Annotated in this window: 9 protein-coding genes; 3 read left to right on the forward strand and 6 right to left on the reverse strand. The window is 71.1% G+C overall.

The window, feature by feature from the left end:
• Positions 1 to 119 precede the first annotated feature (119 nt).
• Positions 120 to 6305, reverse strand: coding sequence for a S8 family serine peptidase (locus tag AB0B14_RS12120; protein ID WP_357522428.1), 6186 nt, complete (start codon positions 6303 to 6305; stop codon positions 120 to 122).
• Between the two features lie 247 nt (positions 6306 to 6552).
• The gene (locus tag AB0B14_RS12125; RefSeq protein ID WP_357078245.1) at positions 6553 to 9507 is read right to left on the reverse strand and encodes an AAA family ATPase; all 2955 of its coding nucleotides are present in this window, start codon (positions 9505 to 9507) and stop codon (positions 6553 to 6555) included.
• A gap of 122 nt (positions 9508 to 9629) precedes the next feature.
• Between AB0B14_RS12125 and AB0B14_RS12130 the strand changes: the two genes are divergently transcribed.
• Together AB0B14_RS12130 and AB0B14_RS12135 are read left to right on the forward strand one after the other, a co-directional pair.
• The gene (locus tag AB0B14_RS12130; protein WP_357522429.1) at positions 9630 to 10400 is read left to right on the forward strand and encodes an ArsR family transcriptional regulator; all 771 of its coding nucleotides are present in this window, start codon (positions 9630 to 9632) and stop codon (positions 10398 to 10400) included.
• 15 nt (positions 10401 to 10415) lie between these two features.
• Positions 10416 to 10811, forward strand: a complete 396-nt coding sequence (locus AB0B14_RS12135; RefSeq protein ID WP_357078251.1) for a VOC family protein — start codon at positions 10416 to 10418, stop codon at positions 10809 to 10811.
• 24 nt (positions 10812 to 10835) lie between these two features.
• Here AB0B14_RS12135 and AB0B14_RS12140 read toward each other — a convergent pair whose 3' ends face one another.
• A complete protein-coding gene (locus AB0B14_RS12140) occupies positions 10836 to 11498 on the reverse strand; it encodes a response regulator transcription factor (protein ID WP_357078253.1) in 663 nt (220 codons plus the stop codon).
• The gene (locus tag AB0B14_RS12145) at positions 11495 to 12601 is read right to left on the reverse strand and encodes a sensor histidine kinase (RefSeq protein WP_357522430.1); all 1107 of its coding nucleotides are present in this window, start codon (positions 12599 to 12601) and stop codon (positions 11495 to 11497) included. Before AB0B14_RS12145 ends, AB0B14_RS12140 begins: the two co-directional genes overlap by 4 nt.
• A 191-nt stretch (positions 12602 to 12792) precedes the next feature.
• Here AB0B14_RS12145 and AB0B14_RS12150 point away from each other — a divergent pair, with 191 nt between their 5' ends.
• Positions 12793 to 13122, forward strand: coding sequence for a DUF6223 family protein (locus AB0B14_RS12150; protein WP_357522431.1), 330 nt, complete (start codon positions 12793 to 12795; stop codon positions 13120 to 13122).
• 161 nt (positions 13123 to 13283) lie between these two features.
• Here the strand turns inward: AB0B14_RS12150 and AB0B14_RS12155 are convergent, their stop codons facing one another.
• Both AB0B14_RS12155 and AB0B14_RS12160 read right to left on the reverse strand, forming a co-directional pair.
• A complete protein-coding gene (locus AB0B14_RS12155; protein ID WP_357522432.1) occupies positions 13284 to 14132 on the reverse strand; it encodes a hypothetical protein in 849 nt (282 codons plus the stop codon).
• Between the two features lie 86 nt (positions 14133 to 14218).
• Entirely contained in the window at positions 14219 to 15139 is a 921-nt protein-coding gene (locus AB0B14_RS12160) for a cation diffusion facilitator family transporter (RefSeq protein WP_357522433.1), read from the reverse strand.
• Between the last annotated feature and the right edge of the window lie 51 nt (positions 15140 to 15190).

Raw genomic sequence — 15190 nt, forward strand, 5'->3', positions numbered from 1 at the left:
CCGGCAAGGCGGGAATTGGCCCGGATACCGGTGTTGTATCCGGGCCAATTCCCAACGCGGCCGGTCGTCGTCTGGGCCCGCCGCAGGCCGGCCAGAGGGGCTTTGACACACGCCCTAGCTCAGAGGCGCGGATCCTGCTGGACCATGAGGGCGTTGAGGATCGGGTCGTGCTCGCCCTTGTCGCGGCGCAGCTCGATCCTCAGGTCGCCACCGGCGTGCTCGACGGTGACCAGGTTGGTGTCCGCGGTCAGCGTGCCCACGGTCGCCTGTACGTCGTGGTCGTACAGCACGACCTTGCCGCCGACCAGGACGTCGAAGGCCCGCTTGCCGGCCTTGACCTTCTCGATTTCCGCGAAGTCGAGGGCGACCCGGTACTTTCCGGCCGGGGCGTTCTTGAACACGTAGCTGAACGTCTCGCCGGTCCGCTGGCTGCGGAACAGCGCGTCGTCCTTGGTGCCGGCGATGTCGGCCCTGGTGGTGCGCGCCTTGCCGCCGACGTAGCCCCACGGCCGCGAGCCCAGCGCCTGGTCGGGCGCCCAGCCGAAGCCGTCGGTGCCGACGTGCCCGGGCCCGCCGACGTCGACGCCCTTCCAGTAGGCCGAGGTCGCCAGGCGGACCGGCTTGAGCTGGGCTTCACCCTTGCCGGCGTTCGACGCCACGAGCACGTCGCCGACGAGTACGCCCGGCTTGACGCCGGCGTTGTCGGCCGTCGCCGTGACCGTGGTGGACGCGCCGACCGCGAGCGTGACCGTGCCGGTGGCGGCCGCGCCCGTGAGGGTCAACCACGGAAGGTCGGCCGCTTCGTGCCCGCCGTCGTCGGTGCGCTTCTGCTCGCTGATCCGCACGTCGAGCGGGGCGGAGCCGGTGTTGGTCACTGTCACGTCGGCGGTCGCCTTCTGGTCCTTGTCGAGGAGCCAGTCGAGGTCGCCGCCGGTGACGGTGGCGACGCCCGTGGTCAACGCTGTGTTGACCACCTCGGCCTGATCCTTCCTGGCGATGGTCACCGGGTGGCTGGCGGTGACGTAGTTCGGCGCCGAGACCTGAACGGTGTTTCCACCGACCAGCGCCTGGGCCTTCCACCGGCCCAACTCGTCGGTCGTGATGACCCGTTCACCGCTCGGTCCGCTGAGCGTGACGATCGCGCCCGCGATCGGCTTGCCGTCGTTCGCGTTGGTGGCCGTTCCCTCGATCGTGCCCGCCGCCGGGAGGGTGTATTCCAGCCCCAGGCCGGCCTTTAGGACGGGCTGGTTGAAGGAGTACTGACTCGCCGGGTTGCGCGTCAGGCTCTCCACGCCGACAGTCGCCGACGACCCTCGGGTGAGGGGGTTGTCGCCGCCGATCCCGTCGCCGTACCCGATCTGGATCCGCCCGTCCGCGATCAGGGTGACCGAGAAGCTCACCCGAGCCGTCCGGTCACTGTAGAAGGCGACGTCGCGCCACTCGACGACCTGCGCCGCCAGTCCGTCCACCTGCGTCGTGCCGTAGTAGATGCCTGCCTCGTCGTCGACGATGAGGTCGTCCCAGAGCGGGTAGATCGCGTCGATCGGGTACGGCGACGGCAGTGCCGTGTTGTTCCCCAGCGTGCTGGCGCGGTCGAAGGTCAGCGTGCCGTTCGTCGTCACGCACACGCCGTCCCAGGCCGTGTCGTAGAACGGAGCCAGGAAGCTGGAGTCGAACCACAGCGGGCCGCAGAGGTCGTCGCCGTGCCACCCGGACTCCTGCGTGCCCTGGCGGTAGAGCCCGTCGGTCACCTTCACCGAGTACGAGCGGCCGGCGGGAGCCACCGGCACGGGGCCCGGCTCCGGCTGCTCGGGTTGGGGCTCCGGCTCCGCCGCGTCGGCGCGTGGGTCGAGCGTCACCCGCAGCGCGGCAACGGTCGGGGCCTTCAGTCCCTTCGCGCCCCGCAGCTCCACGGTCAACGGACCGCCCTTGTGCTGCACGACGGCGGTGCGCCAGTCGGCGGTGTTCGGCCCCACGGCCGCCGCCGCGTCGTACGCGTACTCCGTCAGCGAGCCGTCCACGACGACGTCGAACACCCGCTTGCCCCTGGCCACCTTCTCGATCTCGGCGAACCCGAGATCGATCGCATAAGTGCCCTTGGGAGCGTCGGGGAAGCGGTAGAACAGCTCCTTCTCCTGGGTGGTGCGCTGCGACTGGAACAGGGCGTCGTCAGTCGTACCGTTGATGGCGGCCTTCGTGGCGGCGGTCTTCGTCCTACCCTCGTAGCCCCACGTCTTCTTGCCGGCGGCCTGGTCGGCGGCCCAGGTGAAGCCGGAGCCGTCGGTGAACGACGGTCCGCCGGCGTTGACGCCGACCTGGTACTTCGTGGTCGTGAGCGTCACCGGGACGTAGGTCTTGGACTGGCGTCCGGAGTCGGACCTGACCACGATGTTCGCGCCGAGGACTCCCGGCTTGGTGTCCTTCGAGGAGACCGAGACCTTGACGGTCGTCGACGCGCCCGGGGCGAGGGTGCCGCCGGTCGAGGAGAGCGACAGCCACGGCAGGTCGGTGATCAGGTCGTCCTCGACGTCGACGAGCACGACGTCATCGGCGATCTGGTCCGCCGCCCACAGCGCCCCGGTCGAGTCGGTTTCGAGGCCGCCGCCCTGGCCCGCCTTCTGCCCCGGGAACCACCACGCGTTCACCAGCGAGCAGTCGTCGGGGTCGACCTGCAACAGGCGGGTGGGCCGGTTCGAGGTGAGATCGGTGTACCAGATGGTGTCGGACGACTGGTTGTAGGCCAGGCCCATCACCTCGGGCAGCGGTGGGGCGCAGAACGACAGCAGCGCACCCGGCTTGTCGTGCGACGTCCCGGCGACGGTGCCGATCATGCCGTTCTTGCGGCCGCCGACGTAGAACACGTCCTGCGTCGGGTTGTAGGCGAGTCCGGTCAGTTGCAGCGTGGACCAGTCACCCTTGATCTGGCGGGTCTCCTTCCCGGTCGTCCGGTCGAAGCAGTGGATGTAGCTGGCCGGGCTGTCCTCCATCTGGCACATGTCGCCGGTCTTGGTGTCGAGTGCCATGTCGAACGCCCGGTACGCGGGGTTCCACGACGCGTCGAAGACCTTCCCGGTCGGCTTGCCGGTCACCGTGTACGCGGTGTTGGTCCGCGCGTTGTAGTCGTGGACCCAGACGTCACCGTCGTACCCGATGCCGGAGGGCTCCTTCTTCTCGATCGTGCCCGGGATGGCGATCCGGGTGATGACGTCACCGCCGGAGGTCGCGCCGACCTCGGCGGCCGCCTGTGCCTCCGCCGCCTTCACCGTCGCCGCCTTGCCGTCGACGTTCGACGGCTTCATGCCGCTCGCACCGGCCTTCCACGCGGTGAGGTCGATCGTGCTGGCCGCACCCTTGCCGGTGCGCGTGGTGGCGCCGGCGGCGTCCAGGTCGGGGTGCCGGGCGGCCTCGCCCAGGTTGTACGTGAGTGGGGCGGAACCGTTGTTGGTGAGCGTCAGCGAGCCCACGCCGTTCTGGTCGGTGCCCAGCACGGCGTCGAGGCCGTCGGCCTTCAGGCCGGCGACGCCCGTGGTCAGCCGCGCGTCGATCTTCGCTTTCGCGTAGAGCTTGTCGAGGGAGAAGGGGTACGCCGCGGTCGGGTAGTTCGGCGCGTCGACGGTCATGGTGTAGTCGCCGACGGGAAGCTGGCGATGCACGATGCCGGTCCCGTTGGTCGTGACGGTCTCCACGAGCCCGGACTTGTTCGTGAACGAGACCTTGGCCCCGGCGACCGGCAGTGCGTCGTTCTTGTCGACGACAGTCGCGTCGAGGTACCCGAAGTCCGGCAGGTCGTAGGTGACGATCATCCCGTCGCGCAGCACCGGGGCGCTGTCGGAGAACCGGATGCCGTCGACGCCGGCCCAGCCCTGGATGCCGGTGACGGCGTGGACGCCGGCGGTCACCGGGTCGTCGGACCCGACGCCGTCGCCGTACCCGAAGATCACGGTGCCGGAGCGGGTGAGCGTGGCCGAGAAGCTGACCGGCTCCGTGTACTCGGTCCGGTCCGGATAGGCCCAGAGTTTGGCGTCGCGGTACTCGACGACGAACGCGTCCTCGCCGTTGACCTTGGTGGCCGCCGTGAAGACTCCCCCGCCAGGGGCGAACTCGACGGGGGTCTCGACGTAGAACGGGAAGATGCCCGCCCCGCCATAGCCGGGTCCGGTGGCGCCGTCCGGGGCGATCACGCCGCGCAGACCGATGCCGAGGGTGTCGTGGCTGCCGTTGTAGAGCGCGATCGGGAACGGCAGCTTCACCGTCGCCCACACGCCGCTGCCGAAGGTGACCGGGTCGGTGCCGCGCAGGTGTTCACCCTCGGAGACGGCGCAGCTGTAGCCGCCCTCGTCGACGACGAGCCCGACGCGGATCTCGCGCGACTCGTTCTGCGCGCCGACGCTCAGCGCGACGCTCGTGGGCGAGAAGCAGGCGTTGGGCGTGACGGTGAGGGTGTACCCGCCCTCGGGGACGGCGCCGATCGTGAACGCGCCGTTGGCATCGGTGCGTACCGGCTTCAGCGGCGTGTCCCGGACGGAGACGTCGGCGTTCGGAACGGGCCGCGACTTGTCGTCGACGACCCTGCCGCTGATGTCGTGCCGCACGGCAGCCGTGAGCGGCAGCTTGACGGAGGTGTCCTGGCCGAGGGTGATCGTGACGTTCGCGGTCGCGGTCAGGTAGCCGAAGACCTTGGTGCTGAGCTGGTAGTCGCCGACCGGGAGGTTCGTGGTGAACCGGCCGTCCTTGTCGGTGCCGATCGACCGGCTGAACGGTCCGCTGATCGTCACGTCGGCGGCGGGGACCGGGGCGCCGTTGGCGGTGACGACGCCGGTGAGGGTGCCGCCCTTGCGGGGCGCGAGTTCGAGCAGCCGGACGAGGTCGAGCCGGCCTTCGCCAAACTTGTTGTTGACGTCGGCGGTGCCGCCGCACTCGGTGTCGTCGACGTCGACGGCCGACTCACCGAGCAGGCGGCGGGTCTCCTCGACCTGCCCGATGAGGGTCGGGTCGTAGCTCCACAGCGCCGCGACGGCGCCGGCAACGTGCGGGGCGGCCATCGAGGTGCCGGACATCTCGACGTAGCCGTTGCCCGGGTACGACGAACGGACACCGTCGCCCGGGGCGGAGATCTCCGGCTTGATCCGGCCACCCTCACCCTCGCCCTTGCGGGAGAACAGCGCGAGCGTGCCGTCCGGCCTGGTGGCGCCGACGGAGTAGGCGCTCTCGGCGGAGCCGGGCGAGGAGACGGTGTCACAGTCCGCGTACGGTGCGGTGTTGCCCGACGACCAGACGCTGAAGATGCCCGCGGCGCTCCAGGCGTCGTCGATGGCCTGGAAGAAGTTGTTGAAGCTGTGCTCTTCGGTCTGGCCCCACGAGTTGTTGATGACGTGCGGGCGCTTGGACGGGTCGGGGTTGTTCCCGTGCACGTCGGTCGGGGCGAGCAGCCACCAGCCGGAGCGCAGCAGCGATTCGACGCCGGTGCTTTCGCAGCAGCCGTTCGTCGCGATCCACCGCGCGTCCGGGGCGACGCCGACGTGGTTGGTGCCGTCGTCACCGACCATGGTGCCCATGGTGTGCGTGCCGTGGCCGTTGTCGTCGCACGGCGCGTCGGCGCACGTGCCCCGGGCGGCCATCCAGTTGTAGTTGTGGTCGACAGTGCCGTCGGTTTTCGTGCCACGGTACTTCTGCAGCAGGGCGGGGTGGTCGAACTGGACGCCCGAGTCGAGGTTGGACACGGTGATGCCCGCACCGGTGGCGCCCATGGCCCAGGCCTCGGGTGCGTGGATGGCGTCCAGACCCCAGGTGGAGGTGCCCGCCTCGGCGGCGGCCTTCGGGGCGGGGCGGGCCTCCTGGTCGGCGGGGCTCTGCTCGTCGACGGGCTTGACCAGCGCGACCTGCGGCGTCGCGTGGATCTCGGCGACCTGCGACTTCGAGGCCACGGTGCGGGCGAGCTTCTCGTTGCCGCCCTTGACGAGCACCGTGTTGGCGATCGGGTAGGAGGTGTACTTGACGCCGGCCCGGTCGAGCTCGGTGGACACGGAGGCCAGGGAGGTCTTCGCCGCCGCGGTCAGCGCGTCGTAGACGAACTGCCCGCGAGCGGTCCAGTCGGTGATCTTCTTCGTCGGCGCGAGGTCGGCCCTGGTGTCGAACGTGATCCAGAAGTCGGACTTCGGCTCCGCGCGGAAGCGGTCCTTCAGGTTCGTGGCGATCTTGTCGGTGGGGGCACCGGGATCCGGTTCGACGGCGGACGCCGGTGGCGCCTGGATCAGGCTCAGGCCGACCGCTACGGCAAGCGTTGCCGCGAGGGCTGTGATTCTCATGAGAGTCCTTCGACCTACAGGGGTTGGTAGGGGTCGTGGTTCATGTGGTCGTCGGTACCGTCGGCGTCATGGGCGTCGGGGGCGCTGACGTGCGGCTCGCGAGGCGGCTCAGGTGGTGGCGGATGCTCGATGGCGGCGTCGTCACGCGCGACTTGTCGCTCAGGCACGCATTGCCCAAGGGCTATGGATCATGCAGCCATGCTCGGCGGGCTCAGTGGCCGTCGCTATCCAGCGGATACGTCAATTTTCACGACGGGACGTCGAGGGAGTCCTCTTCGGCGAACACTCCGGCCTCCACCGCCTTGACCGCGAGCGCGGTCCGGGTGGTCACCTTCAACTTGCGCATCGCCGCACGCAACTGTTGATCCACGGTCGCCGGTGACTTGGCCAGGATCCGGCTGATCTCCCGGTTGGTCTTTCCGGCGACGACCAGTTGGACCACGTCGAGCTCGCGCGGTGAGAGCTGGTCGCCGTACCCTCGTCGGCCGCCACGCCACAGTCGCGGTACCTCGGCGCCGTGCTCGCGAAGCCGCTGTGCGACACGGTCCGCGTCGCCACGGGCCCCGAGCCTGAACAAGTGCTCGTACTGTGCGGCCAGCAACTCTCGGCCGTGGTCGAGCCGGCCGTGCGCGATGAGCGCCTCGGCTTGCCGCTCGCGGGCGAGCATGGCGTCGTAGGGACGCGGCAACGCGCTCCAGGCGCGCGCCGCCCGATCCCACGCTGTGGCCGCCCGGGCGTGGTCTCCGGCCGCGGCGAGCAGCAGGGCACGGCATCCGGCGAGCGCGGCGCGAGGTGCGGGCGCCGTACGGCCCCGCAGCCCTCTGGCGAGCTGGTCACCCAGGCGCGTCGCGGCCCTGAGGTCCCCCGCGGCGAGATGCGCCTCGATCCGGGCGGGGACCAGGTCCGTCGCCCAGATCCAGATGCCCTTCCTCCGGACGGTGTCCATCGGCTCGTTGGTGACCTGCAGCGCCCGGCCGCTGTTTCCGTCCGTCAGCCACAGTCTGGCCAGCGCGGCGGCGGCCTCCATCGTGTCGTCGACCGCGCCGAGACGGGCGGACTCCTCCAGGACCAGGCGGAACTGCTCCTCGGCGGCGCGCCGCCGTCCGGCTGCGGCGGCCAGTCGGGCCGCGAGCCGGATGCTGCCGAGGTAGTGCGCCGGACGGTCGCGGTCCGCGTCGGCGAGTGCCGCGCCCTGTTCGGCGAGACCCTCCCACCGGCCGGTGAGCCACGCCAGGTTGGCCTGTTCGAGTCGGACGTTGTGCTGCAACCGGGACGCCTGCTCGGTCTCGGCGAGGTGCATGGCCACGGCGAGGTGGTCGTCCGCGTCGGCGTACCGGCCCCAGATCACCGCGCCGGTCCCGACGTTCGTGTGGATGCGGGCCACGTCGAGACGCTCCGCCGAGGTCGCGCCGTCGACGGGCAGGCCGGCGACGACGTCCCACGCCTCCTCCTCGCCGAGCATGAGCAGCGCCGCGGCTCGGTTGCCGGCCAGGTTCAGCCGTTCCGCGGGTGAGGCGAATTCGGTGGTGAGTTCAGCGGCGCGATCGAGCCAACGCCGATGGGTCGACGCCGGCCACGGTCCCGCGTAGGCCCAGCCCAGGTAGGTCATCGCCCGGGCCGCCTCGACCGGGTCATGGTCGAGGTTGGCCACCGCCTGCTCAAGCTCGCCGAGTGCGGCCTGCGCCTCACCCGCGGTGATCAGGAGCCGACCCAACGGGTTGCGGATCTCGGCCTGCTGGCGGGCGGAGAGACCGGGGGTTTCCAACACCGAGCGCAGGGTACGGATCACCCGCTGGTGGACCTGGTCGACCGGTTCGCGACGGCCCAGTGCGGCTACTCCGGCGATGCGCGCTATCCGTGCCCGGTCCACCGGCGGCAGCACGGCCCACGACAACAGGTCGACGAGCATGTCGACAGCCTTGGTGTGGTCGCCCGACGCCATGGCCAGCTCGGCACCCTGCTCGGCGTAGCGCGCCCAGGACCGCGTCTCGCCGGCCTCGCGGAAGTGGTGGGCAAGGCGTGCCACCGGCGGCGGGTGGATGTTCTCCAGGGCCCGGCCGGCCAGCAGGTGGACGTGTCTGCGGTCGGTCATCGGGATCGCCTCGTAGACAGCCGTCGCGGCCAGCACATGCCGGAATCGCCACTGGCCGCGGTCGTCTCCGTCCAGGACACCGGCGCCGGCCGCCTCCGTGATGGCGTCGCGACACGCGGCGGGCGACAGGCCGGCGGTCACCGCGATCGTGGCCACCGACGACCGCTCAGCCAACGTCGCCGCGGCTCGCAACACCTGCTGCGCCGTCGGCGACAGACGGCCCACCCGCTCCCGGGTGGAGTCGCGCACCGTCGGCGGCACCCGTAGCTCGCGCAGCTTCAGCCGGACCCACTGCCCGTCGCGGAAGACGAGGTCGGCGCGGTCGTACATGAGGCGAACCGACTCCTCAAGCGCCAGCGGGACACCACCGGTCCGCTCGTGCATGAACGTGGCGAACTCCTGCGATATCGGGTTGCCGTCCAGCATCGAGGACACCAGCGCCGCGGTGTCGTCGGGTCGCATCGGCGCCAGGGCGATCCTCAGTTGGGTCACGCCGGCGGGCAACCGGGACGTCAGCCGCAGCAACAGCGACCCGTCATCCACCTCCTCCGGCCGGTAGGAGATCACGAGGCTGGGCCCGTCCGTCTGCTGCCGGGAGGTGACGAACAGCAGGAACTCCAGGGTCACCTCGTCGGCCCAGTGGGCGTCCTCGAGCACGAGAACGTCGACGTGCAGAGCGCGCAGCAGCTCGTCCAGGGCGCGGAACAGCCGATGCCGGGCTGCCTTCGCGTCGTCCAACGGCGGTAGCGCGGGCGGCAGGTCCGCGGACCATTCCGGGAACAGGGGCCGTAACGCACCCGCGAGCGCGGTGAGCGGCAGTCGCGACACCGGGTGGTCGATCCCACCGAACGCGTCGACGATCGGCCCCAAGGTCAGCGACTCGCGCAGCGGTGGGCACACCGAGACCAGGGCGGTGCGCTGGCCCGGCGCCGCCAACCACTCGCGCAGCAGTCGGCTCTTGCCGATGCCGGCCTCGCCCTCCACCAGCACGATCGCCGGTGGCCGGGCCAGGGCGCCCCGGAGCGCTGCCATCTCCCGAGCACGGCCCACGAAGTCCGGTGTGGAGACCGTCGGCGCGGTCCCGTCGTCCTCGGGCGAGGGGTCGAGCATGCGTGATGATCTCGCTTTTCGCTGCTCGGGCGCAAGTACCGGAGGCAGGTAGCACCCTGCCGCCAATCCATCAAAAACATTTGATGGATCGTCTCTGTCTGATGTATCTTTCGGTTGTGGCGATGTCGAGTCAAACCGCTCCGGCGTTCGTGCGTCTCGCCGCCCATCCGCTGCGGTGGCGGCTGCTGACCGAGCTCGCGGCCAGCGACTACCGGGTCCGAGAGCTGGTGACGCTCGTGGACGAGCCACAGAGCCTGGTCTCCTATCACCTGCGGCTGCTGCGCGACGGCGGCCTGGTCGCCACCACCCGCAGCAGCTTCGACGGCCGCGACAGCTACTACCACCTGGATCTGGACCGTTGCGCCAAGGCGCTGGCCGACACCGGCGGCGCGCTGCATCCGGCGCTGCGCCGGGCACCCGTCGCGCCGCACGTGGTCCCGGTGAACCTGGGGCGCGCACCCCGCCTCGGCGTGCTGTTCGTCTGCACCGGCAACAGTGCCCGCTCACCGATCGCGGAGACCCTGCTCCGGCACCACACCGACGGCCGGGTGGAGGTGACCAGCGCCGGCACCCGGCCCAAACCCCGCCTGCACCCCAATGCCGTACGGGTGGTCCGCGAGGAATTCGGTCTCGACATCACCGGCCAGCGCCCCCGGCACTGGGACACGCTGACCGGTCGCCGGTTCGACTACGTCATCAGCCTGTGTGACAAGGCCCGCGAGGCATGCCCCGACTTTGCGGGCCACCCCCGGCGAGTGCACTGGAGCATCCCCGACCCGGCCCCGGCCGACGTCACCGACCAGGCCGGCTACCCGGCCTTCCAGCGCACCGCGGCCGACATCGCCACCCGCGTCAGACACCTGTTACCCGTCCTCAGCGCCATCCGGCCCTGACGAAGAGATGCCGCCATGACACTGCCCGACCAGCACGCCAGCGTTCGCTACATTGTCGATGACGTCCAAGCGGCCATCGACTTCTACACCACCCGTCTCGGCTTCACCCTGCACAGCAGCGCCGTGCCCGCCTTCGCCGACGTCGTGCGCGGCCCGCTGCGGCTGCTGCTGTCCGGGCCGGCCAGTTCCGGCGCCCGCGCCACCCCTGACGACGTCACCGACGCCGGACGCAACCGCATCCACCTCGCCGTCGATGACCTGGATGCCGAGATCGACCGACTGCGCGGCACGGGCCTGTCGTTCCGCAGCGACGTGATCTCCGGCCCGGGCGGACGCCAGATCCTGCTCGCCGACCCCGCCGGCAACCTCGTCGAGCTGTTCCAACCCGCCCACCGGCCGGACGCACCCTGACCCCCACCACGAGCGGCACACGTCCTAGCTGTCGCGCGGGGTCACCAGACCGGACTCGTAGGCGATGATGACGAGCTGTGCGCGGTCGCGGGCGCGCAGCTTGGCCATGGCCCGGTTGACATGGGTCTTCGCGGTCGCCGGGCTGATCACCAGGCGGTTGGCGATCTGGTCGTTGGACAGACCCCTCGCGACAAGCGTGACGGCTTCCCGTTCGCGGTTGGTCAGGACCGTCAGCGCCAGGCCGGGATCCAGCTGCGGCGGTTGGGAGACGTAGCGGTTGATCAGCTTGCGCGTGATCGCCGGCGCGAGCAACGCGTCCCCCCGGGCGGCGACGCGGACGGCGTGCAGGAAGTCCTCCGGCCGGATGTCCTTGACGAGGAACCCGGCCGCGCCGGCTCGAAGTGCGTCGAAGACGTACTCGTCCAGGCCGTAGTTGGTCAGGATGACGACGTGCACCCCGGCCAGCGTCGGGTCGGCCGCGATGCGCCGGGTCGCCTCGATACCGTCCACGAACGGCATCTGAATGTCGATGAGCGCGATGTCCGGCAGATGCTGCCTGGCCAGCGCCACACCCGCGGCACCGTCGGCGGCCTCGGCCACCACCTCGATGCCGTCCTCGGCGTTGAGCAGTGCGCGGAATCCGCTACGGATGAGCACCTGGTCGTCGACGAGCAGGACCCGGATCACGGCGTGCGTTCCAGTGGAAGTTCGGCCTGGACGGTGAAGCCGCCCTCACTGCGCGGTTCGGCACGGAGGCGGCCGCCGAGGGCGGTCACCCGTTCGCGCATCCCCAGCAGCCCGACCCCGGCCACCGGCACCAGCTCCGGTGTGGCCCCGCCGTCGTCGTCGACCCGGATGGCCACCGTGTCGAGCCGGTAGTCGATCCGGACCGATGCCGTGGCGGCCGCGGCGTGCCGGACGATGTTGGTCAGCGACTCCTGAACGATCCGGTACGCGGTCCGGTCCACCGCGGCTGGCACGTCGGCGCGGTGTCCCTCGACGGTCAGGGTCGCGTCCAGGCCGGTCGTCCGGGCGCGCCGCACCAGGTCCGCGACGTGGTCGAGCCCGCACGACCGCGTGTCCGCGTCGTCGCGCAGCGCCTCCAGGGTCGCGCGCAGTTCGCGGGACGCCTCGCGACCGGCGTCCCGGATCGCCAACAGCGCGTCCGGCACCGGGTCGCCCCGCTTCCGGGCCAGGTGCACCGCGACCTCGGCCTGCACCTTGATCACCGAGATCTGGTGGGTGAGGGTGTCGTGTAACTCCCGCGCGATGTGCAGCCGTTCCTCGTCGGCACGGCGCAGCGCGCTCTCCTCGCGGGTGCGCTCGGCCTCGTCCGCCCGCCGCTCGGCCTGGCGCAGCGCCTCGCCGGCCGCACCCGCGGCGATCAACCAGGCCAGTTCGAGAACGCCTCGGGCCTGCGCGAACGCCTCGCCCGGGTCGTACCGGCCCGACGCCATGGCCGCGACGGGAAGGGCCACCAGCGTGATCACACTGGTCACCACAGTGCCGGTGCGGTGCCCCGCGCGTACGGCGGCGTACACCGCGAACAGGTACGCGACGGCCGGCACGTCGACCCCGGCCCACTGACCGGCCACGGCGCACAGCCCGGTGAACGCCAGCACGGGGATCGGGGCGCGGCGACGCGCGGTAAGTGCCAGGCCCCCGGCCGCCAGCAGCACACCGCCGAACGGTTCGAGGCCGCGCGGTTCGGAAAGCCCGGTGACCAGGACGACGGTCGCCACACCGACCGCAACCGCCCAGTCCCGGACGCCGATGCGGGCCCTGCTCATGTGGGCACTCTAGCGGGGAGTCCGCCCTGGTCGACTCATGCCCGCGCAGGAGTGGCGACCTACCGCACCCGCGGTAGTTCGTCACTCCTACCGCGTCCGCGGCAGCGCGAGGTGACCGCGCCCGCACGACGCCGACGGATGGTGCCGAGGGCCAGGATTGGGCAACGTCCCGCCCGATCGAAGGAGATCGCATGTCACTCCAGCACCTCGCCGCATCCACTGTCGACGCCTACACCCTCACCGGTGGACGCCTCGTGGCCACCACCGCCGCGTTCGTGGCGCTGGCCGGCGCGATTGCCGGCGGACTCGCGCTCGCCCGCCGTGTCGGACGCCGAGGAACGACAGGAGCCCTGGTGGCGGGCATGATCGGGACGGTCGTCGGTGGGTGGGTGGTGGCCACCGCCGACGGAGGTCCCGGCAGCGGCAGCGGAGTCGTAGGTGGCTACGCGGCGCTGGCGCTGGGTGTGCTCGCCGTGGTCCTCGGCGGGATCGCGGCGGCCCGATCCGCGCACCCCGCCTAGGGCGTGTGTCAAGCCCCTGGCCGGCCTGCGGCGGGCCCAGACGACGACCGGCTGCGTTGGAGATTGACCTGGATACAACACCGGTATCCAGGTCAATCTCCGCCTTGCCGGACCGCCGTCTGGACTCCGCCTCGGCTCGACCGAGGACGTTGACACACGCCCTAGGACACTGCCCGATGCCGTTCACCGGCTGGTTCGGTGAGGCCGACGACGAGCAGCAGGTACGCGGTCAACTCGGCCATCGCCGTGAGCGCCGGCATCGGTTGCGGCATGGACAGCGTGGGCGTGACGGCATCCCAGAAGAACCCGACGTTGTCGCTCCACAGGTGCAGGGGCATCGGGACCACGGCGATGCCGCTGTCCATCAGTGGCAGCGCCATGAGGGCCAGCAGCGCCGCGCCGGTCGAGGCGAGCCGCCGACCGTGGCCGAGAAGCGCCGAGGCGAGTGCCAGCGCGGCGATTCCGAGAACCAGGGGCGGCAGGACCGCCATGCTCACGGCCGTCGTCAGATCGGCCACGTCGGTGTCGCTCGCTCGCGGAGGTTCAGCGGCGGCGGTAAGCCAGGTGGCGACAACGCGCACGGCGGCGTACCCGATGACCAGCGCTGCCCCCACGACGGCCGGCACCGCCGTCCGCCAACGCCAACCACCGCGGCGAAACGCGACGAGCAGCACCAGGACCACGGTCAACGAAGCCCAACAGAGGGAGAGGCCGGACTCGAACGCGGACGGTGTCTCCGGGGCCGGGCCCGGCGTGAACATCTGCACGCCGTAGCCAGCGCTGTCCCGAGCGGTCGGCATCGTCCGGACCGCGTCGGCGAGCAGGATCGCGAGGGACACGCCCAGCGCCCAGCGGGAGACCGGCGATCGGCTGACCATGGCGTGGGCAAGGAGCAGACCGACGCTCAGCACCTCGGCGTAACGCCAGATCGGACGGGCCGTCAGGACGCCTGCGACATGGACGGCGGCGCACACCGCCGCGGCGGACAGGAGGAACAGCCGAGGACGCACGGGCGCATCCTGCCACGAGCCGCGTGAGCCGCCGCTGCGCGCCAGCGACCTGGGTGCCGGTCAAGCAGGGGCCTCGATTTCGCGGTTCAGGGGTGAGTGGGGTGTTCGTGATCGGCGTGGCCTGCCGGTTCGAGCTGGAACGTGGAGTGTTCGACGTCGAAGTGCCCGGCCAGGCAGGTCTGCAGGGCGTCGAGCAGTTGTGGGGCGTGGCCGTCGTGGAAGCAGGAGTCGTCGACGACGACGTGCGCGGTGAGGACGGGCAGGCCCGAGGTCACGGTGTGTACGTGCAGGTCGTGCACGCCAAGGACGTGGTCGACGTCGGTGATGTGCTGGCGGATCTGTTCGAGGTCGGCCTCCGCCGGGGCGGCTTCGAGCAGGATGTTGACCGCGTCGCGCAACAGCCGCAGCGCACGGGGGGCGATGACGAGGCCGATGAGTAGGGACACCATCGCGTCGGCGCGGGTGAAGCCGGTCAGCGCGATGACCGCGGCGGCGGCGAGGACGCCGACGGAGGTGGCGGTGTCGGTGGCGACCTCGAGGAACGCGCCGCGCATGTTGAGGCTCGCGTCGCGGGCCCGGTAGAGCAACGCCACCCCGACGAGGTTGCCGACCAGACCGATCGCGGCGAAGACGGCCATGCCACCGGGTCGCACGTCGACCGGTTCGAACAGACGCCGGACGCCCTCGACGAAGACGTAGACGCCCATCCCGGCCAGGATCAGGCCGTTGACGGCGGCGGCGAGGATCTCCGCGCGCGCCCAGCCGAAGGTGCGCCGCCCGGTCGCCGGGCGGGCGGCGAGCATGGCCGCGCCGAGAGCGAGGGCGACACCGCCGGCGTCGGCCAGCACATGACCGGCGTCGGCGAGCAGCGCGAGGCTGTCGGTGAGGACCGCACCGACGACCTCAACCGCGAAGATCACCAACGACACCAGGAGTACGCCGGCCAGGGCTCGGCGGTGCCGCCCGGTCGCCGTCACCTGGTGGCTGTGGCCGTGGTCGTGGCCCATCAGTGGGTCTCCCTCGCCGCTCCGGCACCGTCGCGCCGGCCGATCAGATCG

The sequence above is a fragment of the Micromonospora sp. NPDC049171 genome (genome assembly GCF_040648275.1).
Classification (GTDB): domain Bacteria; phylum Actinomycetota; class Actinomycetes; order Mycobacteriales; family Micromonosporaceae; genus Micromonospora.

Excerpts from the sequence above, each read along its gene's own strand:
- AB0B14_RS12120 (WP_357522428.1), bottom strand. The coding sequence starts at position 6,305 with ATGAGAATCACAGCCCTCGCGGCAACGCTTGCCGTAGCGGTCGGCCTG.
- AB0B14_RS12125 (WP_357078245.1), bottom strand. The coding sequence starts at position 9,507 with ATGCTCGACCCCTCGCCCGAGGACGACGGGACCGCGCCGACGGTCTCC.
- AB0B14_RS12130 (WP_357522429.1), top strand. The coding sequence starts at position 9,630 with ATGTCGAGTCAAACCGCTCCGGCGTTCGTGCGTCTCGCCGCCCATCCG.
- AB0B14_RS12135 (WP_357078251.1), top strand. The coding sequence starts at position 10,416 with ATGACACTGCCCGACCAGCACGCCAGCGTTCGCTACATTGTCGATGAC.
- AB0B14_RS12145 (WP_357522430.1), bottom strand. The coding sequence starts at position 12,601 with ATGAGCAGGGCCCGCATCGGCGTCCGGGACTGGGCGGTTGCGGTCGGT.
- AB0B14_RS12150 (WP_357522431.1), top strand. The coding sequence starts at position 12,793 with ATGTCACTCCAGCACCTCGCCGCATCCACTGTCGACGCCTACACCCTC.
- AB0B14_RS12160 (WP_357522433.1), bottom strand. The coding sequence starts at position 15,139 with ATGGGCCACGACCACGGCCACAGCCACCAGGTGACGGCGACCGGGCGG.